Here is a 22,717-nt window from a genome sequence, read left to right as displayed (position 1 = left end):
ACCACCAAGAACCTCAGGAGAATCACCGTGCAGGAAACCCCCGCCCCCGTCGTGGACCTGGGTCTCGCTGGCAAGATCGTCATGATCACCGGGGCCGGCAGCGGCATCGGCCGGGCCGCCGTGGCCGCGTTCGCCGCTGCCGGGGCCACCGTGGTGGCCGCCGGGCGGCGTCCGGAACCGCTGCGCGAATCGCTGAAGCTCGCCGGGCTCGACGAATCCCGCGGCCTGGCGGTCCGCTGCGACGTCACCGACGAGGCCAGCGTCGAGGCCGCAGTTGAGACGGCCGTCTCACGATTCGGTCACCTTGATGCGGCGGTCAACACCGCTGGTACTTTCGGCGCCATAGGCCCGATCGCCACGGCGCGGTACGAAGACGCGGCCGAAGTCGTCTCGGTCAACCTCATGGGCATGTGGCTGTGCGTCAAACACCAAGCGCGTGCGATGAGCGGCACGGGAGGGGGAGCCATCGTCACCACCGGCTCGGTCGCCTCGTTCCTCGGACACTCGGGCAGCCCCATGTACGCGGCCACCAAGCACGGGGTGGTCGGGCTCACCAAGGCGGCGGCACTCCAGCTGGCCCCCCAGGGCATCCGGGTGAACGCGGTCTGCCCCGGTTCCACCGACACTCCCATGCTGCGCGAGCTGTACCCCGACGCGGACCAGCTGCAGGCGCGTGCCGGCCGTGCACCGCTGGGGCGAGTGGGAGAACCGGCGGAGGTCGCGGCGGCGGCGCTCTGGCTGGCCAGTCCTGCGTCCAGCTATGTGACCGGCCAGGCCCTGGCGGTCGACGGCGGCGTGACCGCGGGAAGTCCGGCCCCGGTCCGTACGACCAAGCAGTGAATGTCCGGCACAAGGAAGCACGAAGGAGAAGCATGAGCGCCACGCTGTACGACAAGGTCTTCGACCTGCACACCGTGCACGACTACGGGGACGGCCGGGCACAGCTGTTCATCGGTCTGCACCTGGTCCACGAGGCCACCAGCCCGCAGGCGTTCGCGATGCTGCGCGAGCGCGGTCTGTCCGTGGCCATGCCGGAGCGCAACGTCGCCACGGCCGACCACGTCATCCCCACCGACACCGTGACCCGCCCGTTCCTCGACCAGCTCGGCGAGGACATGCTGAGCGCGCTGGAGAACAACACCCAGGACTTCGGGCTGCGCTTCCTGGCGCCCGACGGCGGCGAGTACGGCATCGTCCACGTCATCGGCCCCGAGCAGGGCCTCACCCAGCCCGGCATGACCATCGCCTGCGGCGACTCGCACACCTCCACCCACGGAGCGTTCGGCGCGGTCGCCCTGGGCATCGGCACCTCCCAGGTCCGTGACGTACTGGCCACCCAGACCGTCACGATGAACCGCCTCAAGGTCCGCCGCATCCAGATCGACGGCAAGCTCTCCGCGGGCGTGACCGCCAAGGACGTCATCCTGCACGTCATCCACGAGCTCAGCGTGGTCGGCGGAGTCGGTTACGCGTACGAGTTCGCGGGCGAGGTCATCGACAACATGTCGATGGACGAGCGCATGACCGTGTGCAACATGGCGGTCGAGGGCGGCGCCAGGTGCGGCTACGTCAACCCGGACGACACGACCTTCGAATTCCTCAAGGGCCGTGCCTCCGCCCCCACCGGCGAGGCGTGGGACCGGGCCGTGTCCTGGTGGCGTTCCATCGCCTCCGACGCGGACGCCGTGTACGACGACGTGGTCCTCATGCAGGGCTCGGACATCCGCACCATGGTCACCTGGGGCATCAACCCCGGCCAGTCCGTCTCCGTCGACGGCCTGCTGCCCGAGCCCTCGGAGCAGGACGCCGAGACGGCCTCCTCGTACGCCGAGGCGTACGACTACATGGGGATGAAGCCCGGCACCACGCTCGGGGACTACCCGATCGACGTCGCGTTCATCGGCTCGTGCACCAACGGCCGCCTCTCCGACTTCCTGGAGGTCGCCGAAGCCCTCAAGCGGACCGGCAAGCACGTGGCACCCGGCGTGCGCGCGCTGGCGGTCCCCGGATCCAACGCGGTCCGCGAGGAGCTCGTCGCCCTCGGAGTGGACCGGATCCTCGAAGAGGCCGGCTTCGAATTCCGGCTGGCCGGCTGCTCGATGTGCCTGGCCATGAACACGGACAAGCTGGTGGGCCGCGAGCTGGCGGCGTCGTCCTCGAACCGGAACTTCAAGGGGCGGCAGGGGTCTCCCACCGGCCGCACGATGATCATGTCGCCGATCGCCGTGGCCGCGGCGGCCGTGCACGGGTCCGCCATCGACCCGGCCGAGGTCTTCGGTTCCGCCACCTCCTCCCTCGTCTCCTAAGGATCCCTCCCCGTGAGCACAGTTGACACGCGTGTCAGGACCGTCACCGGCACCACGGTCGTCATCGACGGCCATGACATCGACACCGACCGCATCATCCCGGCGCGCTTCCTGAAGCACCTGACCTTCGACGCACTCGGGAACCACGTCTTCGAGGACGACCGCAAGCAGAACCACGCCCAGGGCGTCGTCCACCCGTTCGACGACCCGGCGCGCGCTGGTGCCTCGATCCTGCTGACCTCGAAGAACTTCGGCTGCGGTTCCTCGCGTGAACACGCCGCACAGGCCCTGTACCGCTGGGGCGTGCGCGCCGTGGTCGGCGAGACCTTCGGTGAGATCTTCCGCGGCAACTGCGGGACCATCGGCCTGCCCTGCCTGAGCCTGTCCCCCCAGGACGCGCAGGACGCCCGGACCATCGCCGCCGCGGACCCGCAGGCCGAGACCGAGGTCGACCTGGAGAAGGGCACCTTCAGCATCGGCGGCCGGACGTTCGCCGCGGAGATCTCCCCCTCGCTGCGGGACGCCTTCCTCTCCGGCACCTGGGACACCCTCACCGAACTGCTCAAGTCCACCGGCGAGGTAAAGGCCGCCACTGCCCGGCTGCCCTACCTGAACGGGTTTCGGTCGGCATGATCCAAAAGACGGCGGAGGTGCGGGACGGCCACCGGGCCAGGGTGTGCGTGGGCACCGACCGGGTGCTGGACGAGCTGCTCGACGAAGCGGCCGAAGAGCTCCGGCGGGCCGGCCACGACGTGGTCCGCGCGGACGACCCCCGCACGGTGACGGGGCCGCTGGACGCCCTGCTGGTGACGTCCCGCACCCCCGTCGGCCCTGATCTGCTCGACCGCCACCCGGAGTTGCTCGGCGTGGCATTCGCCTCCAGCGGCGTCAACTCCATCGACGTCGCCGACGCGACGCGGCGCGGCATCATGGTCGCCAACGGAGCCACCCCGCAGAACCACGGCAGCATGGCCGAGGCGACCGTCATGCTGGCCCTGGCCCTGCGCCTCAGGCTGCCGGACCGGATCGACGCGCTGGCCGAGGGCCGGGCGAGGCCCCGCCCGGCCGAGCTGGACAGCCACTCCCTGCGCGGCGCCACCCTCGGCCTGATCGGCTTCGGCCGGATCGCCCGCGAGGTGTGCATCCGGCTGGAAGGCTGGGGCGTCGGCAAGATCCTGTGCCACACCCGCACGCCGCGTCCCGACGCCTGGCCGCAGGTGGAGTTCTGCGGGCTCGACCAACTGCTGGACGAGTCCCACGTCGTCAGCGTCCACCTGCCGCTGAACGGCGTCACCCGCGGACTGCTCGGGCCGGAGCAACTCGCCCGGATGCGCCCGGACTCCGTACTGATCAACACGTCCCGGGGCGGCATCGTGGAGGAGGACGCGCTCGCCCGTGCGCTGCACCGGGGGGCGATCGCGGGGGCCGCGATCGACACCTTCGCCGTCGAACCCCTGCCGTCCGACAGCCCGTTGCGGGGCGCTCCCGGTGCGCTGCTCACCGACCACGTGGTCGGACACACCGTGGAGATGTACCGCTCGTTGGTGCCCGCCGCGGTGGACAACATCGAGCGAATACTGCAAGGCGAAAAGCCGCCGTTCCTCGTCAACCCCGAGGTGCTGATCGCCCACGGTCCCACCAGCGACAACTGATCCGCATTCCTCCAGGAGGTCCCCGCCGTGACCGTGCTCTTCGAGTGCTCGTACGACCATCAGCGGTACGTCGGCTTCGGTGTCCCGCAGGACGGGGCGCCACTGCGGCTGCACCCCCTGGGCGGAGCCGACCTGCGCGTCCTGCTGCACAGGTCCGGAGGTGACGAGTCGGCTCTCCGCGACGCGCTCGCCGCGGCGGGGCCCGCGCTGGACGTGCCCGCCGCGGACCTCCCTCTGGTACGTATGAGGCCGCCGCTGCTGCCGGATCACGTGGGGGACGCGCTGGTCAGCGGCTTCATGATGACCCACCACGTCAAGGCCGGACCCGAGGTGCCCGACCAGCCCAACTGGTTCTTCAAGGGCCTCGGGAACGTGCTGAGGGTGCCAGGCCTGCCGCTGTCGGTACCCGGCGACGCCGTGGCCGTCACCGAGGAGGCGGAGGTCGTCCTCGTGTACGTGGATGACGAAGAGGGCGAATCCCACTACGCCGGCTACACGTTCGGCAACGACCTCACCGACATCGGCCGCTTCAAGCAGCATGCCGGGCATCTCTCGTACGCCAAGCTCTGCGACACGGCTGTCGCGCCCTGGCTCCACCTCGGCGCACCGCCCCGCTCGGTGACCGGCGCGGTCACCGTCGAGCGGGACGGGGCACCGGCCTGGAAGGGTTCCTTCACCACCGGCACGGACGCGCTCCACTACGACCTCGACACGATGATGCGCCGCCTGTTCGCCTACGAGTCCCTGCACCACCCGGGCCGGACGCACTACGTGTACATAGGCGCCGACCGGAGCAGCTTCCACGGCGGATTCCGCCTCGAAGACGGTGACCGGGTCACCCTCGACTTCGCGAGCCACGGCGTGACGGTGTCCAATCCGCTGGTGTGGAAGGGCACTCAGTAGTCGGCAAAGCCGAGGCCGAGCGGCACCGAGGTCGCCCCGCGGCACCTCCGCAGGAACTCCGGCACGCCCACCGAGAGATCCGTCTTCCGCCCGGTCACACCCTTGCGCGCGGCGCAGTAGACGAAGCCCGACGCCTGGCCGCCGATCTCGGCCAGGCGGGCCGGCGGGTTCGTCGGGGTCATGATCGGGATCGGGGAGAGCTCGCCCGGCCCGTATCCGCCACGGTCGGCTCGCGGCTGTTCCGGGAGTGCCGCGCTCGGCGCTGAAGCCCGCCGATGAGGCGGTGCTGCAGAGGCTGGACATGGAACGCGGCGGGGCCGGCCCCCTCTGCGACACCCCGGACGTCACCGTGGTCTTCGACGCCGCGGTGCCTCGGACGGGCAGTGTGCTGTGCGGGAGCGGCCGGTCGGACCGCACCGTGGAGGCGCAGGCGACGGACCTCGTACGGCTTCCGTTGAACGCCGTGGTTGCCGGCATCATTGCCGTGAAGCGGCATTCCGGCTGGAGACACTGCAGGTCGAGGGCGAGGGTCATTCGCCCTTGAGGTGCTCCATCAGCCGTGCGAAGTCCTGCCAGCCCGAAAGGTCGCCGGGGGCGCCCCGGAAGGGGTAGTAGAGACCGTGGCGGGTCGCCGGTCCCAATGGGACGGGGATGGCGGCAAGGGGTGTACGGCGTGCCCGGTCTCCGGGCATCGCGCGGACCTCGTCGGGGCCGAGGGCGAAACCGGCCGGGGCCCCGGGCGGTTCGAAGCGGGGGCGTACGGCCAGGTCGCGGGGGGCCTTGCGGATCTGCGCGAGCATCGAGACGAGGTGGTGGCGGGTGGCCAGGACTTCGGCGGCCGCGGGCAGGGCGTCCAGCGGGGGGTTTTCCTGCGCGCCGTAGCCGAAGGTGACGGTCATCTCCTGTTCGACGCCCGCGGTGGTGCGGTGGACGCGCAGGGTGGCCAGAGCGGGCCGGTCCGGAGTGCCGGTCACCACGAACCAGGTCGGCTCGGGAGCCCGCTCGCGAGCCAGATCCGTCAACTGCCGCAGTGACCAAGGGGAGTTGGCGGGTTCGGCGGTTCCCCAGCCTGCCGGGGCCCGGCCGGTGAGCTCGTGGAAGACCGCTTCCAGGGGGCCGCCGAGGACGAGACGTTCGTCGGCGGGGTGGACCGTCCGGAAGGAGAGCGTGAGCTGGCGTTCGCAGGTTTCGGTGACCTGTCGGAAGGTGTCCGCCACCGGCGTCGAGTGCTCGTCCTCGCCGGGTACTGGCCGGAACATGCCCTTACGCCAGCTCAGCACCGTCCCGGTCAGACCGTCGTAGTACCCGCACTCCTCGTCCTGGACCACCCAGCGTGACGGCGCGCGGCCCACGGACGGGCGGACCGTCGCGGAGAGGGTGGTGCCCGGCGGCGTGACGATCTGCAGGCCGAGGCCTCCGGCGGCGGTGGCGGCCAGGGCACTGGAGAGCCAGGCGGTCATGGCGATGACCGGGCGGTCCTGGATGACGACGGCCACCTGATCGGTCAGTACGTCGACGGCGGGCTGGGCGTCGGCCGGAGCCAGCGCCGGTCCGGCGTCCTCGGTCCCGGCAGGTTCGGTGGGTTCGACCACGTCGAGGGAGCGGGCGGCCCCCGGAGGCCAGACGCTGCCCTGGTTGAGGGCGGCGACACGGGAGGCGAAGGTTCCGGCGAGGTCCTCGGCCTCGGGGAGCCCGGTGGTGGCGCGGGCCTCGGTCCACCAGAACGGCACGGGCGGTGCGTCGGCGCCCAGCAGGCGTTCGGCCTCGCCCTCGACCTGGATGAGCAGCGGCGCCTCGACGGCGAGGAGAGGTCGGCCCTGCTCGTCGCAGAGCTGGATGACCGCCCCGTCCCCGGCAGGCCGCACCCGCCGGTCCGGGCCGCCGGAGAGCAGCCCCGCGAGCACGCTCCAGGGGTCGGGCATCTTCGGGGTGAGGGCGACGACGTCCGTGGTCATGTGCGAGGGGGTCCTTGTCGTGCGAGTGCGGGGGTTCGTGCCGGGTGGCAGTTACGGGCGTACGCCGCCCAGCGCTTCGTACGGCCGCTCAGCCACCCGCCCGTACCGTCTGAATCAGCCGCTGGGGCTCCCCGCGCCGCACGAACACGCCACGCCCCGCGGGCTGTTGGGATGCGTAGACACCGGAGAACAGCTGCCCCTCGCTGCGGTCGCCGGACATCACCAGGGCGGCGGCGCCGCTCTCGCGCAGGCTCTGCACCACCGGTTCGTACAGGCCCCGGGACGCACCCGCGACCCGGCGGGTGAGGACGAAGTGCAGGCCGATGTCGGCGGCGGAGGGGAGGTAGGGCAGGAAGGGGCCGAGCGGCTGCTGGCCGGCCGTGGTGAGGATGTCGTAATCGTCGACGAGGACGACGATTCGCGGACCCGAACCCCAATTGCCGGGCTCCGCCTCCTCGTTGCCGGTGGCCTCGTCGGGCATCCGCTTGGCGAGTTCGATGGCGATGCCGGTGGACAGGGCGGTGCAGAGCTTGGTGTTGTAGGCGTAGCCGCCCCGGTACTCCTCGGGGATCGTCCCGCGCAGCGAGCGCCGCGGGTCCATCACGGCGAAGACCAGGTCGTCCTCGCCGTACCGCTCGATCAGTCCTTCGGCGACGACGCGCAGCAGATTGGTCTTGCCGCATTCGCTGTCACCCATGATCAGCAGGTGCTGGTCGCGGCCGAACAGGTCGAGGTGGACGGGAGAGAGTGCGCTCTGGTCCAGGGCGAACGGCACCCGCTTCGGCTCGGCGGCGGGCCCCGGCAGCAGATGCGGCTCCAGCAGGTGCGGCAACACCCTTACCTGACGGGCGACTTCACCGGCCCAGGTGGCCCGCAGGGTGTGGGTGGTGCGTTCCAGTACGGCGCCCAGGCCGGCGGTGTCGGCAGTGGTGTCCGTGCGGGGCAGGGCGGTCTGGGCGAAGAGCTTGTTGTCGGTGAGGATGCGGCCGGGCTCGTCGGGGGAGAGGGTCTCGGCGAGCTTGCGGTCGACGCTGGACTCGGAGGGGTCGTTGAGCCGGAGCTCCAGGCGGGTGCCGAAGGTGGACTGGGTGGCGATCCGTACGTCGTTCCAGCGGAGCATCCCGGCCACCACGTGGATGCCGTAACCGCTGCCGCGCTTGAGGAGGTCGGTGACCGCGTCGTCGAGTGCCTCGAAGTCGTCGCGCAGCGCGCCGAAGCCGTCGATGAGCAGCACCACATCGGTGCAGGGCAGCTCCGGGTGACGGCCGGCCGCGCGCAGGTCGCGCAGTTGCTCGACGGAGTCGATGCCGTGCTCCCGGAAGAGTTCCTCGCGCTCGGCCAGCATGGTGCGGACCTCTTCGACCGTACGGGCGGCCCGCTCACGGTCCGCGCGGCCCGCGATGCCGCCGACGTGCGGCAGCCCGCCCAGCGCGGTCAGTCCGCCGCCGACCAGGTCGAGGCCGTAGATGCCGACCTCCTGCGGGGTGTGGGTCAGTGCCAGGGACAGGGCGAGGGTGCGCAGCCAGGTGGTCTTGCCGGACTGGGGGCCGCCGATGAGCGCGGCATGGCCGCCCGCGACGGTGAGGTCCACGTACCACGGCCCCTGCCACTGCTTGGCCGGGTCGTCGAGGAGTCCCATCGGGACTTGGAGCGGTCCGCGGCGCTGTGCGAGCTGGGTGCCGCGGGCGCCGACCTGGAGGGGACCCGCGATCCGGTCCAGGGTGATCGCCTCGGGCAGCGGGGGCAGCCAGATACGGCGCACCGGATCGGCGGCGTCCGTCAACTGGCCGACCATGACGGCCAGTTCGGTGGGTCCGCTCTCCCGGCGACGTACCGAAGGCTCCTGTGACGTGGCGCCCGTGTCGGGCTCGGCGAGCGTGTTGAACGCCTCGTAACCCAGGGCGAGCGGTCCCGTCTCCTCGCTCTCCCGCAGCACCGGGCCCCGGTAGGCGCCCGACACGTAGCCGGCCTTGAAGCGCTCGTACGCCGAGGTGTCGACCTTGAGGTAGCCGAAGCCGGGCAGCGGCGGCAGGTGAAAGGCGTCGGTGGTGTCCAGCACGGTGCGCGACTCCTCGGCGGAGAAGGTGCGCAGCCCGAGCCGGTAGGAGAGGTAGGTGTCAAGTCCCTTGAGCTTGCCGCCCTCGATGCGCTGGCTGGAGAGCAGCAGATGGACGCCGATGGAGCGGCCGATCCGTCCGATGGAAAGGAAGAGGTCGATGAAGTCGGGCTTGGCGGTGAGGAGTTCACCGAACTCGTCGATCACCACGAAGAGGTGCGGCAGCGGATCCAGGTCCGGGCGCTCGCCCGCGCGCAGCGCCGCGTAGTCACCGATGTCGGCGACATTGCCCGCGTCCTTGAGGACCTGCTGACGGCGCTTGACCTCACCGGCGAGCGAGGCGTGCACCCGCTCCACCAGACCGACCTGGTTCTCCAGGTTGGTGATCACTCCGGCCACGTGCGGCAGTTCGGCGAACGGGGCGAAAGTGGCACCGCCCTTGTAGTCGATCAGGACGAGCGCCAGGTCCTCCGGCGGATGCGTGGCGGCCAGCGCCAGGACCAGGGTGCGCAGCAGCTCCGACTTGCCGGAGCCGGTGGCGCCGACGCACAGACCGTGCGGGCCCATGCCCAGCTCGGAGGACTCCTTCAAGTCGAGCAGCACCGGCTCGTGGGAGTCGCTGACGCCGATCGGCACCCGCAGGAACGCGCGTTCGCCACGCGGCGCCCACAGCCGGTGAAGGTCCAGATCCGCCACGTCGTCCACGCCCAGCAGCCCGGCGAAGTCCACCGGACCCGACAGCGGCGCGTCCGCCAGCGACTCGGCGGACAGCCGCATCGGGGCGAGCATCCGGGCCAGCCCCTCGGCGCCGGGCAGGCTCACCTCGTCGACGGTGCCGTACGCGAGGACCGGCTCGGGTCCGCGCAGGTCCTCCACGGTCACCCGGTCGCCGTCCACGGTGATCCGTACCGACACCTGGCCCGGCTCCTGCACCCGCTCCGCCAGCAGATGCAGCACACTCACGCCCATCTCGCGCAGCCCCACCGCCTCGTCGGGGCGCGGCAGTTCCACCGCGTCCTCGCCGTACCCGTCGCACACCACCAGCATCCGCGAGGTCATGGCCAGGGCGTCCTTGCCCGACAGGCCACGGCGCACCTCGGCCGCGTACGACGCACGGCGGCGCAGCGCATGGCCGATCAGCCGGGCCAGCCGCTGCGGGGACGACGCGATCCGGCGGGCGGCGACCGGACCGTCCCAGCTCTCCGCGTCGAGCACGTGCGGCAGCCACTTGACCCACTCCCAGTCCGCCACCCGCTCCTCGGGTACGGACAGGGCGAGCATCACGTCGTCGGGCGCATGGGTGACTGCGGTCTGCACGAGCAGGGCGCGCACCACCCGCAGACAGTCCCCGCGCGGGCCGATCACGCTGATGTTGCCGGCCCGGTCCAGCGGGGCGGTGAGCGGGAGCTCGCTGCCGGAGGAGAAGCGGCCCATCAGCGCCGAGGCTTCGTTCAGCATGAAGCGGTCGGGCGGGGTGAGCACCGAAGAACCCTGCTCGGCCAGGGTGAGATCCCGTACCGGCATCTCACCCGTACCCAGACGCACCTGGAGGAAGTCGCTGTCGACCCGCCGCCGCTCCCACAGCCGGGCCGGATCGCGCACCAGGTCGTAGAGGGCGTCCGGCGGTGGGTTCAGCACCCGGGCCCGCTCCCGCCGCTCGCGCTCCTCGCCCGCCAGCTCCTCGCGCAGCTCCTCCAGATACTCCAGATACGCCTCGCGCTGGGTGCGCCGGGTGCGCTGCGCCTTGCCCTTCTGCGAGAAGACCAGGGCTACCGAGCCGATCACCGTGACGACCAGGATCAGGGCCCCGATTGCCGCGAACTGGCTGTTGCGCAGCACCGTCATCATCACCACGGACGACATCACGCCCGCCACCGGCAGCAGCGAGGTGGCAATGTTGCCCATCTTGCCCTCGGGCAGGTTGGGCGGGGCCTCGATGCTGCGGGCCGGGGTGGCGACGGGCGGGCGGGTGGTCCTGGCGGGGCGGTGGATCAGTCGGGTGGTCATCGTGGTCCGGTCCTGGTCGTCGTCATCGGAGGGCGGTCCGGTCCCGGGTCAGCGTCGGCTCTGGGAGAGCTGGAGGGCATCGGCGGCGATCTGGGTGGCGGCCTCGCGGGTGGAGCGGGCGAGCAACTCGGTGCGGATCGCGCCGCCGCTCGCCAAGTGCCGGTCGTGGGGGAGGAGTTGTACGCGCACTCCGAGCTGCTCCAGTTCCTTGGCGGCCCGGTCGGGGTCGACGCCGGCGTGCGGCGTGGGCTCGGTGAGTACGACGACCGTGTTCGCCACCACGTGCGGGGGCAGCGTCGCCATCCACTGCAGCACGGAGTGGGTGCTGGCGACGCCTTCGAGGGTGGCGGGCGCCACCACGACCCGCGCCTGGGCGGCGGAGAGCGCGGTACGGGCCACCTCGGCGGGCAGCGTCTCGCAGTCCACCACCGTCACCCCGAAGTATCGCCGCAGCGAGACCATGACCTTCTCGTACGTAGGGGTGTCCAGCATCGCCCCGACCTGCCCCCGGCTGCCCGGCAGCAGCCAGGCGTTGTCCGGCAGCTGCACCAGATAACCGGTCACGTCCAGCAGCGACATCTGCGGCTGCACGATCCGGGCCATGTCCCCAGCGGTCCAGCGCAGCGACTCCACCCCGAGCCGCAACGGCAGCGTGCCGAGCGCCGGATCGGCCTCCAGGAGCAGCACCGGGTCCTGCCGGTAGTGCGCGTACGCCGTCCCCAGCAGCGCCGCCACGGTGGTCTTGCCCGCGCCGCCGCGGATCGAGGTCACCACGATCTGCCTCCCGGTGATCACCGGCTGCTGCAACGCCTGTGCCGTCCGCGCGGCCGAGGCGACCTCGGCCGCCGCGGAGGACGCCACGGTCCGTCGCAGGGCCCGCAACGCGCGCCCGAGCACCGGCTCACCATGCCGGGGCTTGCGCCCGGCGGCGGCCAGCGCCTTCTCCACGGCGGGCCGGGACTCGGGGGTCGGCGGGTGCGGCTGCGGTACGAACCGGGTGGCCTGGTTCTGGGCGTGGGCCAGGGGGCTCTGGGCGGGGGTGTCTTGCGGCGGGGGGCCGCCCTGCGTGGCCTGGAGGGAGGGGCTCGGAGCCGTCCCGCTCAGGGCTGAAGGGCTGTGGCCGTACGTCGCTGAAGCTGCAGGCCCGTCCACGGCGGACGCGGCGTCCGTGTGGGTAGGGGCCGTCCGGCCGGAAGCGGGGTATCCGGAGCCGAGCTGGCCCCGCGGCGCGGGACTCCGCGCGTGCTCGCCGTCCTGCGAGGCGGCGGTCTGCGCGGACTCCGGGACCCGGGGGGTGTCGGCCCGTGTGGCCGCCCGGACCGGGGGAGTGGCAGCTTGTGCGTGCGCCCGGTCCTGCAGGGCGGCGGCCCGTGCGGTCGCCTGGGGCGTGGCGGGCTGCGCGTGCGCGCGCTCCTGGGGGGCCGCTCCCGGTGCCCGTTCCGGGGCGGGCGGGTAGGTGTCTCCCGTACCCGCGCCTCTCAGGTCGCGCAGCACATCGCCCTGCCAGTTCTTGCCGTTCGGCATGTCTGTCCCTCTCCCCGCTGCCGCTGGTGCCCTGCTGCCGATATGGCGTCCGAAGCCGGTTTCAGACGAAGCCAGTTCTGGACGAAGCCAGCTCTGGACGAAGCCAGCTCTGGACGAAGCCAGCTCTGAACGGAGCCGGTGTCAAAACCTGTCGAGCAGTTGCCCGTAGATCCCGAAGACGCCGACGGCCAGCGGGAAGAGCGCCACCACGCCGATCGACTCGACCAGATCGGCGCCTCTGCGCAGCCGTACCCGCACATGCTCCGGCGGCTGCACCGTCAGCACGAGCAGCGGCAGCACCGCGCCCGCGCACAGGACGAGCAGCGGGCCGAGACCCTGCGCGTGCTGCATCCAGAGCATCACCAGCCGCACGGCCAGCACCCCGGCGGCCACGAAGAGCGCCACCACCTCGGCGACCAGCGGGAAGGCCCGCGCCCTGGAGAGCAGCACCACCGTGGTGCACACCGCCAGGAGCACCGTCCAGTACGAGGGCCCGGCGGCCAGCGTGAGCAGCCAGCCGGCCCCGGCGGCCGAACACGCCAGCACCACGGTCGCCAGCGCCAGACCGCGATGAGTGGCGGCCAGCGCACCGGCCACCTGATGACGGCTGACCGAACTGCCCGCCGAACGCCGGTCGTCCAGACCGGTCAGCCCCGAGGCCATCAGCGCCAGGCGCGGCAGCATCCCGAGCAGCACCACGGACATCACGGCCATGACCGCGCCGAGCTTCGCAGGGTCGCCCTGCACGGCGGCGACGGCCTCCCAGAGACCGGTCGTCACCGCGGCCGCCCCGGCTCCGACGAGCCCGCCACGCCCCAGCGGGGAGAACATCCCGAGCAGCAACATCGCGAGAATCAGCGCGGCGGCAACCACCGCGAGCCTGGCCGACCCGCCCCAGGCGTACGCGTCCGCCGCCGTCCAGGCCGCCAGCACCCCGAGCACGCCGGACGTGACGAGCAGCGCCGTCACCAGCCCCTTGCCGCCCTTGCCCGTCCTGCCGACGAGCGCACCCACCGCGGCGAACACCACGGCGGCGCCGACCAGCGCACGGGCCACCGACCCGGGAGCGAACTCACCTCGTGCGAGCAGCGCCGCGATCACCGCGAAGACGACCGTGGCCACCCCGGCACTGAACCGCCGTGCCGCGGGCCTCCAGCGCCAGGCCCGCAGATCCAGATCGTCGGCGACCTCGTCGGTGACGTCGTGCACGATTGGCGCCGGCGGCGCGGCATGCGCACGCACCAGACGCAGCACGGCGCCGTCCGCGATCCGGGCCGAGGCCAGGGTGCTGTCCGGCGGCAGCACACCGCCGTCGGCGGTGACCAGCTGCCGGGTCATCGGCCGGGAAGCGGCCCGGTCGTCGAGCAGTTGGAGGATGTCGGGCAGCAGCTGCCCGATCGGAGTGTCCGAGGGCAGGACGGTGTCCGCCCGCCGCCGCTCGCCCACCAGGGTCACCCGGCTCAGCTGCGCGCGGGAGGTCATTGCCGTGTTCGTCACCTGAACTGCTGCTCCTGCCGCTGCTGTTGCTTCTGCTGCTCGGCCTTCTGCTGGGCGAGGGTGTGCTGGATGAAGGACCAGCCGATGCAGCCCGCGCACAGCACGGCCGCGATGGCGATCCCGGCGAACACCTTGCCGAGCCGCTCGTCCGCACTGCGCCGGGCCCGCTGCGCACCGAAGAGGAGCGCGTCCCGCAACCGGCGCCTGCGTACCGACACGGACTCCAGCAGCTGACTGTCGTAATCCCTGGCCATGCAGCCGCCCCGCCCCGTTGCAGAATCCCTTCACTTCGCCTCTGCAACATAAATCATTCGTGAGGGTGGCGTACAACGCGGGTTCGGTGGATCACACAAGGCCTCGTACAGGCAGTACATTTCAGGCCACCGGGGTTCTCCCGCGCCTCCGCCGGGCGGCCACGCTCGCGTGACACGCATCACCAACTTCCGTTCTGCAAGGCATTTGCGCATGCCGCCGACGGCATGCAAGCGTGATCATTGACCATGTGGCATGAGTGATGTGTGTGCAATACGTGGCAGGTGTGGGGCTGCAGTGGATTCTGCAGTGATCCGGACGACCGACGAGTGCACGGGGGTAGATTTCGGATGAAGTTCGACATGGGATCGACGGTCCTCTCGGGACTGACGACCGGCTCGCAGGGATCGAGTGGTGAACTCGGCGGTCTGATCCAGCAGTTGATTGCTGCCGCGGAGCCGCTGGAGGGCAGGTTCAACGGCGCGGGCAAGGCCGCCTTCGACCGGTTCAAGGCCCACTCGGACGAGATCACGGCGGCGCTGAACAGTTCACTCTCCTCGATCCTGGGCGGCCAGTCCGGCATGGACAACGCCTTCACCTCGGGTCAGGGCGAGGCCGCGGACAACGCGCGCTCGACCATGGCCGCCGCCAACTTCGACGCCGCCCGCTTCGGCGGCCGCTGACCGACGGGGAGAGAAGACTCAGCATGGCCGGCAACACAGACCGCAACAGTTACGACACCACCGCCTCCTCGGACGCGCAGCTCAACATCCAGGCCGTCATCGGCCGCCTGGAACAGGTCATCAGAGACCGTGACCTGCAGGTGAAGGCGGCGATGTCCGACTTCCAGGCCGACGGCGTCTCGGACGAGTACCACGGCAAAGAACTCCGCTGGAACCGCGCCTCGAACGAGGTCCGCTCCATCATCCGGCTGCTGAAGTCGACGCTGGAGAAGAACGACGGCACCGCCCAGCAGACCCTGGCCAGGGCGAAGGCGGCCGTCGACAACATCGGCTGAGGTGCCACCGGACGGCCACCGCCACGGCCTTCGTCACCGTTTACGGGGCGAGGGCCTCGCGGTGCCGGGGCGCGCAGAAACGTACAGGCAGAGCGGGTGGCGGGGTGCCGCTGCCGCGGGGGGTTGTGGGGCAATGACGGCGTGGGACATCAAGGCCTCGGGCGTGCGGAAGGTGCTGGAGAACACCGGCAAGACCGCCGAGACGATGGGGAAGACCGGCGAGGAGATCGCCAACTCGGCGGAATGGGCCGGCAAGACCGCCGGCACGGTCAAGGAGGGCGGCGTCCCGGGTGACCTCACCCCGGGCCTGGTGGCTGCCGCCATCAACGAATTCATGGCCAAACGCCAGAAGGACTTCCTCTACCTCGCCCTGCGCACCCGCGCCTCCATCAGCGGCGCGGTCCAAGCCACCGATGAGTACAACAACGGGCAGCTGGAGATGGCTGCGAAGAAGCAGCGCCAGGCCTTCGACGACCCGGACGTACAGGCCGTACTGGACAAGGCCAGGAAGGACGCCGCCAAGTGAGCGACTTCACTCCCGTCCCCCCGTCCGGTGTCCCGCAGTTCACCGGATACCTGCCCTCCCTGGAACAGCAGGCCATCTCCCTGCGCAAGGGCGGCACCAAGCTGGCCGCCCAGGGCAAGAGCACCCACACCACTTTCCAGGGGCTGTCCGCCTTCTACCAGGCCCCCGAAGCGGACCGGCTGTTCGCCACCACCGTGCCGATCTCCACCAAGGCCCACGACCTCGGCGCCGACCTGGGCACCGTCGCGGACGCCCTCGACACCTACGCCACCGAGGTACGTCCACTGGCCGCGCGCTTGGCGGAACTCAAGGATGCCGCCCAGACCTTCGCCAACGAGGCCGCAGCCGACGACACCTGGCGCGAGGACGGCGACAAGGTCGACGAGAACAACAACCGGCGCAACGAGATCTCCCGCACCCTCGAAGCGTTCTGGACCGCCGAGATCGAATGCCACTCCAAGATCGTCAAGCTGGTCGGCGGCAAGACCTACTCCCTCAACGACGGCTCCAAGAGCGACCACCTGTACGGCTACAAGGCCGACGACCTGAAGGGCGCCAAGGGCCTTCCCTGGGGCGACCCGGTCGTCGAGTCCGTCCGCTGGTACCAGTCCTACGAATACGTTGCGGACTTCGCCACAGGCGTCGCCGTCGACGGCGTCTGGGGCACCATCAAGGGCCTGGGCACCCTGGTCGGCGTGGACGGCTGGGACAAGGCGGGCGAAGCCTGGACCGGTCTGGCCAAGCTCGCCACCGGTATCGCCATGGTGGTGGCCCCGGCCGGTGCGATCCTCCCGGCCCTTGTCGGTGGTGACAAGACCCGCCGCTGGCTGGCGGACTCCCAGACCGCCCTGAAGGAGACCGGCAAGGCCCTGGTGGCCTGGGACCAGTGGGGCTCCAACCCCGGCCGCGCCGCGGGCGCGGTCACCTTCAACGTCCTCACCACCGTCTTCACCGGCGGCGCCGGTGCCGGCGTCAGCGGTGCGGGCAAAGCGGGCGCCGTCGCCAAGGCCCTCTCCGTCGCGGGCAAGGCCGGCCGCATCATCGACCCCACCACCTACGTCTTCAAGGCCGGCCTCTACACCGGAACCAAGATCCGCGACTTCTTCTTCGGCTTCAAGAACCTGGGCCACGTCGACGTCACCCTCCCGCCCGGCACCGTCGAACTCCCCGAGGGCACCCTCCGCAACACCGACGGCACCGTCACCATCCCTGCCGACGCCACCCCTCCCAAGGGCGCCGTCGAACAACCCAACGGCACCTACACCCTCACGGACGACGCGGTCCCGGCGGGCTCCATGCAGGCCCCCGACGGCTCCGACGCCTTCCTGACCCCCAGAGGTGACGTCGTCAACGCCAAGGGCGAAGTCCTCGCACGCGTCGAGGAAGCCCCGGTCGACCGCGTCGACAACCCTGCGAGTCATGCCGACGCCCCGGCGACACGAGCCGACGCTCCCCACACCACGTCCCGCGCCGAAGCACCCGCACCCGAGCGGACACTCGTCTCGGTCGGCGCGGACACTGCCCGCCCGACCCCCGGCGGCAACGCCCCGCTCGGCGACGTGGCACGTCTGGGCGACGACGTCTCTGGCCAAGCACCTCGGATGGGCCACGAAACCCAGGGCGGACCCGGAGGCACTGGAGGAACCACACCCGGCGACACCCCCACCGGAGGCGGCGCTCGCGATCTTCCCGGCAACGGGGCGGACGGCGTGTCCCGTGGCGGGCCCGCCGGACCCGATGCCCCGGGTGGGCCTCGTGGTGACGGTCCGGGGGCAGGCGGCCCGGAGGGCGGTGGCCTGGACGACGTGGGGCGTGCGGGCGACGACGCGGACCTGCCCGGAGGCCAGGGGGACGAGGCTCTCAACGACGCCGATGGCTCGGGCCAGGGTAGTGGTGGGGACCAGGGCACTGCTGGTGCGCCCGGGGCGTCACCGCACGGCGACGGCCAGCCCATGCTTCGCGGAGGTGACGCGGAGCAGGGTGTTCGCGACGGCGTCAAGTCGATTCCTGGCAAACTCCGCCCGAAACCAGACGTCCTTGAACGGGCGCTGGAGCGGCTCGCTTCGGAACCGAACGGCGCGCAGGTTGCGGAGGTCATTTCCTCTGGACGCTTCAGCCAGAGCGACAAGTTCGGCGAGGTCGTGTCAGCTCTGGGGGCTCGGAAAACACAGATGTTCCAGCCGAGTGCCGACCAGATCCTCTTTGCGGACGAGCTCGTCAGGAGTGGTGTACCGGCTCACTCCATTGACTTTGAGCAGAAGGTCCCGGTCGGTGCAGATATGGACATCCGCATCAAGGCCGAGGACGGCTTGACGTACGGGTATCAGATGAAGCACCTCAATGACCCCATGAATCCGGTCAGCGAAATCACTCGCGGCAAGTACCTTCTTCAATTGGCGCGAGCCGAGGCCGACCACCACGTACTGCTCGTGGACGGTGGTCGAGGAACTCGGGCAGACTGGTTGTCCAACGGTTCCTACGACGAGCTCATGGAGATCCATGGCGGCGCGCGCGGACCCAAGGGACAAGGGATTACGTTCGTTATACGGCTGGACGATGGAACGCTTGTGATCCCACCAGGCAGCAAGACCGACCCCAAGGACATTCTGTGATTACCTCCTCAGACCCCATCGGTGACTGGACTTGGGAGATCACCTCGAACGGGGAGCGGGTCCACCCGAGTCGCACCGTGGAAATCGCGGATTCGGTGTGGAGGATTCTGGCTGCACGCGAACTTGCCGTCCCTACAGGTAAAGCCAGCTTCTCGGCGCATTCCGTCGGTGATATGCGGAATGCTCGAATCAAGGTGAACGGCCTTCCCTTCGATGGGAGCCCCCTGGCAGTTGAGGGGGAGTTGGCGCGTGCCGTGGCCCAAGCGGAAGCCATCTCGGAAGAGTCCCTGGTGGCTCTTCGAGTGGATTGTCCGGGCCTTTGGTCGGAGTCCGGGACCAAGCATCGGGCCGACAAGCTGTTCGCGATCCAGGTCGATGTCTGGAAGGGGCAGCTCATTGTGGTGACTTTGGAGACCTATTCCGATGCCTGGCTCGTGATGGATACGCGTGAGCGTGTGCAGACCGAGGTGTTCGCGGAGAATGCGCCGAGACTATCGGCTGCCCTGGAAGAAATTTCAGACCTGCTCGGTGTCTCGATCGAACCCGGAGATCCCAACCGTCACGCGACTCCGACGGAAACAGGATTCGAAGACATCCTGGCCGAAGGGCCTGCCTACAGTGATTCGTGGGGAACTTTCGAAGTTCCTGCGCGCTCTCGCCGCCTCCTCGCCGGTCTCGACCGGACCGGCGAGGAGTACGCGGACATCACTGATTATCCAGTCCGCTACTGCGCTGTCGTAAAGGAGCGAACGCTGGGATACGTATGGGCCTCGCTCGGAGATGACGCTGCAGGGTACGAGCCGCGAACCGCTGCCGGCGAAGAGGCCTTCGAGGTGGGCCGCGGATGGCTGCAACAGCTTCGTAGGGCCCATGAGCAAGGACTCGGCGGGCTGGATGCACTTGACTGGCTCCGAAGCCTGCCGGTGCGATCGGATCTTGGATCGCTCTCGGAAGGAATGCTCGAAGAAGTCACGTCGCTCGATGCCTTGGAAGAATTGTCCGGAAGGTACTGAGGGCCTGGACCGGTCTGGCCAAGCTCGCCACCGGTATCGCCATGGTGGTGGCCCCGGCCGGTGCGATCCTCCCGGCCCTTGTCGGTGGTGACAAGACCCGCCGCTGGCTGGCGGACTCCCAGACCGCCCTGAAGGAGACCGGCAAGGCCCTGGTGGCCTGGGACCAGTGGGGCTCCAACCCCGGCCGCGCCGCGGGCGCGGTCACCTTCAACGTCCTCACCACCGTCTTCACCGGCGGCGCCGGTGCCGGCGTCAGCGGTGCGGGCAAAGCGGGCGCCGTCGCCAAGGCCCTCTCCGTCGCGGGCAAGGCCGGCCGCATCATCGACCCCACCACCTACGTCTTCAAGGCCGGCCTCTACACCGGAACCAAGATCCGCGACTTCTTCTTCGGCTTCAAGAACCTGGGCCACGTCGACGTCACCCTCCCGCCCGGCACCGTCGAACTCCCCGAGGGCACCCTCCGCAACACCGACGGCACCGTCACCATCCCTGCCGACGCCACCCCTCCCAAGGGCGCCGTCGAACAACCCAACGGCACCTACACCCTCACCGACGACGCGGTCCCCGGCGGCTCCCTCCGGGCCCCCGACGGCTCCGACGCCTACCTGACCCCCAGGGGCGACGTCGTCAACGGCAAGGGCGAGGTGCTTGCCGAAGCCAAGAACGCTCCCACCGATATCGTCGACAACGCGGCCACCCGCGCGGAGACCCCCACTTCCCAAGCAGAAACCCCCGACACCCCGGCCCGCGCCGATGTCCCTGCACCCGAACGCGAACTCGTCTCGGTGGGCGCGGACACCATGCGCGCCGGCGACAACCTGCCCGGCGGTGGAGCCCAACTCGGCGACTCCGCACGTGCGGGCAGCCAAGTCCCCGACTACTCACCCCGCATGGGCCACAACGCCCCGGGCGGTCCCGACAACGCTCCGGGCCGCAATCCGGGCGATGCCGGAGTCGGCGGTGCTGCTCGAGACGTCACAGGGGGTGGCGCGGACGATCTGTCGCGCGGAAGCTCCACCGGTCCCGAAGGCCCGGGTGGTTCCCGCGGTGACGGTTCCGGCGGTGGTACCGGGGGCGGTGGCACGGACGACATGGGGCGTGCGGGCGACGATTCCGCGAGAGGCGGTTCGGGCGACACGGCCAGGCCCGACAGCGACGTTCCGGTACCTCACCCGGAGGTCGAGCGCCCGAGCTTCATGCGTGAGGGCCCGAACCCCTACGGGCCCCGTGGGTCGCTCAGTGAGAAACAGATCCATGAAATCCAGGTTTACCGGGCCAACAATGAGCCCGGATACCGGGAGCATTTCTACCGTAAAGACGGCACGCGCAGGGACGTCGAGCTCTTTGATGAGAGTGGAGAGACGCCTCCTCAGCTCACCCGGCTGACGGAGAGCAGCCCGTGGATCCCCGCTCACGAGGTTCCTCCGCCGCCCAAGCCTCATTACCTCGACGCGGACTACATCTCCATGGGTGAAAGTACCGTGACGAACCCCGCCCGGTACAAGGTGCTGGACGAGGCCGCACAGTCACGTCACTTTGCCATCCAGTGGGACAACATCGTCGCGGACTGGAAAGCCGATGCTGGGAAATCCCACGACGCTCTGGCAACCCCCGAATCGGCCGCGATGTGGGGAGAGGCCAAGGGGACATACAAGGAATCCCATGCCCAGATGGGGGATCTGACCGAAGCATTTGGGGAAAAGGCGGCCGAGCATCATTACATCGCCGAACGATACCCGGACTTCGAGCCAGAACCCCTTATCGGCCCGAAGAATGGGAATGACCAGTTCGACCAGATGTGGGTACACAAAGACGGCCGGGTTGTCGTCATCGAGGCGAAGAGCAATGTGCGTACGGAGCTTGGGGCGCGAACTCTGTCGGACGGTAGGCGGGCCTCTCAGGGAAGTCAGGAGTATTTCTTCGACATCATGGAGCGCATGAGGGAGCGCGGAGAATTTAAGGCTCTGCGAACTCTGGATGCGGCGATCAAGGAAGGCAAGCTGGAGTACACAGTTATCAAGGGCGAGAAGAATGCAGGGACGTACACTGGCCTCCGGTATCGGCGGTTCGACATCAGCAAGGGGACACTTCCGTGACCACAGTGATTGCCCGACACGATCTGCCGACAGGGCCCGAGGTCCACGAGTACGTGAAGCAACTGGACGAACACATGGCCTGGGAGATCAATGGTCTTGAGGAGTCAACGCGTGTAATCGCTTCGACGTTCAGTGGCGCTGTCCTGGCCCTGTACGCCCACGGCGCCGTCGACCCCCGTGCAGCGAAGGTGGAGACGTGGGAGGCGGCGGTCACCGCGATGCAGGTCGGGTCTGCGTTCTTCGCCGTGACCGGCGTGAGCGAGGACTCCGTCGAGTGCCGAATCAACCGAAAGCTGCGGACCCTCCCGGCCCTTGGGCCGCAGTCGACCGCCAGTGCCGGGAATTGGCTGACCGCGTTCTGGTTGGCGGTCATCTGCCGTGAGCAGGACCGGATGACGCAGCTGTGCGAGATTCCGCTGGAGCGGTTGCGTGCTCCGGAGGGGGAGTACGACGAGTACATCTACCACTGGGTGGACGTCCTGCAGACCTACTGGCTACGCAGGCCGGGTCTTGTGGAGAAGCTCACCGCCACTCTCCGGATGTCGGACCCGTCGGTGGCCCAGATCGCTCCGCGGGATCTGTTGCAGGGAATTCTCTATCCGCCGATCAATCTCTTCTACCACTTCGTCCGCAGGGACGTGGAGGGTTTCAGCCCGGCGCTGGAAGAGGCGCTGAAGCTGCACAAGCTGTACTGGACCCTCAACGAGGACCGGGAAACAGACCGGCGGGGCAGCATCGCCCTGGGCTCGTTGGCCATCGCCTGCCTGGCTTACGACGGAGGGCTCCCGGTCGACGTCGAGTCCGCATACCTGCCCAAGCACCTCCTTCAGAGGACCTGGCTCGGCGAGTTCCCCACCTGAGTGCGCTTCTGACACAGACATGCCGGCCGAGATCGACGTTCGTCGAGGGCTGTGGGCGGAGATCCCGAAGAAGGAGACAGTCCCCGGCGGACAGTTCGGCCCGGCCGGGGTGAAATGAGCCGGCGGCCGGGGTTGCCGCACCGGCGTCCGTACGCCCCTCGCTGGTGCGCCGCGCGCTGACCGATGGGCGGGCCCGGGGGTGTCGACGTCAAGGTCGGGCCGACGTACGCATCGTGCTGACGGCCTTCATCGGCAATCGCCCACCCGGCGAAGAGCCCCACGAAGGAGTACCTGGAGACGGGCATCCGCAACATCCTCAACCCCTCCGGTACCTCCAGGCCCATTCAGCTCACCGCCTGCCGCTTCCGACGACCGGATCCCGCCCGTCTGCAGGGGCAGCGCGAATCACTCCCGCATGGAGCGGTCGGACGACTCGACGC

The 22,717-nt window shown here is 69.8% G+C and carries 19 protein-coding genes; 13 read left to right on the top strand and 6 right to left on the bottom strand.

All coding sequences use genetic code 11. The annotated features are described in order from the left end of the window. Positions 1–27: 27 nt before the first annotated feature. The 5 genes from AB0D18_RS29175 to AB0D18_RS29155 are packed head-to-tail and all read left to right on the top strand — an operon-like array spanning position 28 to position 4,861. Entirely contained in the window at positions 28–840 is an 813-nt protein-coding gene (locus AB0D18_RS29175) for a glucose 1-dehydrogenase (protein WP_362424907.1), read from the top strand. 32 nt (positions 841–872) lie between these two features. Then, on the top strand, positions 873–2,306 hold the full coding sequence (leuC, locus tag AB0D18_RS29170) for a 3-isopropylmalate dehydratase large subunit (protein ID WP_362424904.1): 1,434 nt from the start codon (positions 873–875) through the stop codon (positions 2,304–2,306). 12 nt (positions 2,307–2,318) lie between these two features. Then, the gene (locus tag AB0D18_RS29165; RefSeq protein ID WP_362424901.1) at positions 2,319–2,939 is read left to right on the top strand and encodes a 3-isopropylmalate dehydratase small subunit; all 621 of its coding nucleotides are present in this window, start codon (positions 2,319–2,321) and stop codon (positions 2,937–2,939) included. After that, positions 2,936–3,958: an NAD(P)-dependent oxidoreductase gene (locus AB0D18_RS29160; RefSeq protein ID WP_362424898.1), complete on the top strand. Its 1,023-nt coding sequence runs from the start codon at positions 2,936–2,938 to the stop codon at positions 3,956–3,958. Before AB0D18_RS29165 ends, AB0D18_RS29160 begins: the two co-directional genes overlap by 4 nt. A 27-nt stretch (positions 3,959–3,985) precedes the next feature. After that, the gene (locus AB0D18_RS29155; RefSeq protein ID WP_362424895.1) at positions 3,986–4,861 is read left to right on the top strand and encodes an FAH family protein; all 876 of its coding nucleotides are present in this window, start codon (positions 3,986–3,988) and stop codon (positions 4,859–4,861) included. Here AB0D18_RS29155 and AB0D18_RS29150 read toward each other — a convergent pair. Further along, a complete protein-coding gene (locus AB0D18_RS29150) occupies positions 4,855–5,052 on the bottom strand; it encodes a tryptophan synthase subunit alpha (protein WP_362425035.1) in 198 nt (65 codons plus the stop codon). The genes AB0D18_RS29155 and AB0D18_RS29150 overlap by 7 nt on opposite strands. Before the next feature lie 23 nt (positions 5,053–5,075). Between AB0D18_RS29150 and AB0D18_RS29145 the strand changes: the two genes are divergently transcribed. Continuing rightward, complete coding sequence (locus tag AB0D18_RS29145; RefSeq protein ID WP_362425032.1) at positions 5,076–5,405, top strand: YbaK/EbsC family protein; 330 nt, start codon at positions 5,076–5,078, stop codon at positions 5,403–5,405. Here the strand turns inward: AB0D18_RS29145 and AB0D18_RS29140 are convergent. The 5 genes from AB0D18_RS29140 to AB0D18_RS29120 all read right to left on the bottom strand — a co-directional run bounded on the left by AB0D18_RS29140 (position 5,392) and on the right by AB0D18_RS29120 (position 14,154). Beyond that, positions 5,392–6,816 carry a DUF6177 family protein gene (locus AB0D18_RS29140; protein ID WP_362424893.1) on the bottom strand — a complete coding sequence of 475 codons (1,425 nt, stop codon included), beginning with the start codon at positions 6,814–6,816 and terminating at the stop codon, positions 5,392–5,394. The genes AB0D18_RS29145 and AB0D18_RS29140 overlap by 14 nt on opposite strands. An 88-nt stretch (positions 6,817–6,904) precedes the next feature. Beyond that, the gene (eccCb, locus tag AB0D18_RS29135) at positions 6,905–10,879 is read right to left on the bottom strand and encodes a type VII secretion protein EccCb (protein WP_362424890.1); all 3,975 of its coding nucleotides are present in this window, start codon (positions 10,877–10,879) and stop codon (positions 6,905–6,907) included. 48 nt (positions 10,880–10,927) lie between these two features. Next, complete coding sequence (locus AB0D18_RS29130) at positions 10,928–12,403, bottom strand: hypothetical protein (RefSeq protein WP_362424887.1); 1,476 nt, start codon at positions 12,401–12,403, stop codon at positions 10,928–10,930. 141 nt (positions 12,404–12,544) lie between these two features. After that, on the bottom strand, positions 12,545–13,885 hold the full coding sequence (gene eccD / locus AB0D18_RS29125) for a type VII secretion integral membrane protein EccD (protein WP_362425030.1): 1,341 nt from the start codon (positions 13,883–13,885) through the stop codon (positions 12,545–12,547). 11 nt (positions 13,886–13,896) lie between these two features. After that, a complete protein-coding gene (locus AB0D18_RS29120) occupies positions 13,897–14,154 on the bottom strand; it encodes a hypothetical protein (protein ID WP_362424884.1) in 258 nt (85 codons plus the stop codon). 348 nt (positions 14,155–14,502) lie between these two features. Between AB0D18_RS29120 and AB0D18_RS29115 the strand changes: the two genes are divergently transcribed. From AB0D18_RS29115 to AB0D18_RS29085, 7 genes are all read left to right on the top strand, one after another. Further along, positions 14,503–14,835 carry a hypothetical protein gene (locus AB0D18_RS29115; RefSeq protein WP_362424881.1) on the top strand — a complete coding sequence of 111 codons (333 nt, stop codon included), beginning with the start codon at positions 14,503–14,505 and terminating at the stop codon, positions 14,833–14,835. Positions 14,836–14,858: 23 nt separating this feature from the next. Next, positions 14,859–15,170 (top strand): pore-forming ESAT-6 family protein, encoded by a 312-nt coding sequence (locus tag AB0D18_RS29110; protein WP_362424879.1) that lies wholly within the window; start codon positions 14,859–14,861, stop codon positions 15,168–15,170. Between the two features lie 133 nt (positions 15,171–15,303). After that, positions 15,304–15,696 (top strand): DUF6507 family protein, encoded by a 393-nt coding sequence (locus tag AB0D18_RS29105; protein ID WP_362424876.1) that lies wholly within the window; start codon positions 15,304–15,306, stop codon positions 15,694–15,696. Continuing rightward, positions 15,693–18,308, top strand: a complete 2,616-nt coding sequence (locus tag AB0D18_RS29100) for a hypothetical protein (protein ID WP_362424873.1) — start codon at positions 15,693–15,695, stop codon at positions 18,306–18,308. The genes AB0D18_RS29105 and AB0D18_RS29100 overlap by 4 nt, the downstream gene beginning before the upstream one ends. A 77-nt stretch (positions 18,309–18,385) precedes the next feature. Next, the gene (locus tag AB0D18_RS29095; RefSeq protein WP_362424870.1) at positions 18,386–19,321 is read left to right on the top strand and encodes a hypothetical protein; all 936 of its coding nucleotides are present in this window, start codon (positions 18,386–18,388) and stop codon (positions 19,319–19,321) included. A gap of 152 nt (positions 19,322–19,473) precedes the next feature. Then, positions 19,474–21,417, top strand: coding sequence for a hypothetical protein (locus AB0D18_RS29090; RefSeq protein WP_362424868.1), 1,944 nt, complete (start codon positions 19,474–19,476; stop codon positions 21,415–21,417). Beyond that, positions 21,414–22,277 (top strand): immunity 49 family protein, encoded by an 864-nt coding sequence (locus tag AB0D18_RS29085; protein WP_362424865.1) that lies wholly within the window; start codon positions 21,414–21,416, stop codon positions 22,275–22,277. Before AB0D18_RS29090 ends, AB0D18_RS29085 begins: the two co-directional genes overlap by 4 nt. Positions 22,278–22,717 lie beyond the last annotated feature (440 nt).

This window comes from Streptomyces sp. NPDC048442 (assembly GCF_040651475.1).
GTDB lineage: Bacteria > Actinomycetota > Actinomycetes > Streptomycetales > Streptomycetaceae > Streptomyces.
This window is presented reverse-complemented; position numbering and strand designations above follow the sequence as displayed.